The sequence below is a fragment of the Neisseria sp. P0022.S010 genome (genome assembly GCF_051956635.1).
In genome coordinates this window covers 1-866 of the sequence record NZ_JBQCXF010000759.1, presented here as the reverse complement: position 1 = coordinate 866, position 866 = coordinate 1, and the positions used below count along the sequence as shown (strand labels likewise).

1 protein-coding gene is annotated in these 866 nt (G+C 49.5%); it reads right to left on the bottom strand.

Features of this window, described 5'->3' with window-relative positions; all coding sequences use genetic code 11:
- Positions 1-137: 137 nt before the first annotated feature.
- Positions 138-824 (bottom strand): S24 family peptidase, encoded by a 687-nt coding sequence (locus ACTHUT_RS21230; protein ID WP_003680158.1) that lies wholly within the window; start codon positions 822-824, stop codon positions 138-140.
- Positions 825-866: the final 42 nt, after the last annotated feature.

The window sequence follows — 866 nt, the reverse complement described above, 5'->3', positions numbered from 1 at the left end:
GACATGATGTGATTCCTTTTATATGAATATTTTTACTATTGTCGCGCAAACCGTTAGTCAAGGCAAGTTTGTGCAGACAGGGTCTGCCAGCTTACATGGAGGGCATGGCAGAAATTTCAAGCATCAGTATGTCAGATTTAGATACTTCTGCCAAACCATTCGACACGGCCGATGATGGCAACGTCGTCGGTTGGGTTTTTCAAGTCGATTTCAAAAGTAGGGTAGGCTTCGTTGGCAGAAATGACGTTGACGATGCCGCCGGGTATCAGTTGCAGGCGTTTGACCAAAAGGTTTTCGTTGAGGCGCAAAACATAGAGACCGTCGCGCGGCGTGGTTTGGCCGTGGTTGATGAGGATGGTGTCGCCATCATTCAGCACGCCTTCCATCGAGTCGCCTTTGACTGAGATAACGGAAAGGTTTTTGATGTCGCGCGTTACATAATTTTCAATCCAATAGCGTCGGAACGCCATGGCGAACATGGGTTGCTCATCGCCGACGAGCTGACCGTGTCCGGCCGCGGCTTGGATGTCGTAACGCGGTACGAAGACAAATTCGTCTATATCGACAGGGTTGCCCAGTGTGTCGGTTGCCGTGGCTTTTGGGGCTTCGGAATCGGGGAAGGGAGAACCTTCGCCTGTCAAAAGCCAGTCTATGCTGCAGCCTTTAAGTTGTTTGATTTTTTTTAGCGTTTCCGATTTCGGCAGGCCGCCTTCGTTCCAGATACGGCTGAATCCGGCGATGGTCATATCGATGTCGGCGGCAATTTTGGCTTGGCGGGCTTCATCTTTCCATAAGAAAGCCAGGCGGTCTTTAAAGGTATCCATGTTTATGCCTTTATGGAGGTATGTTTTTTATATGGTTTGGAC

What these genes read in the sequence shown, in the direction of transcription:
- ACTHUT_RS21230 (WP_003680158.1), bottom strand. Translation starts at nt 824, where the DNA reads ATGGATACCTTTAAAGACCGCCTGGCTTTCTTATGGAAAGATGAAGCC.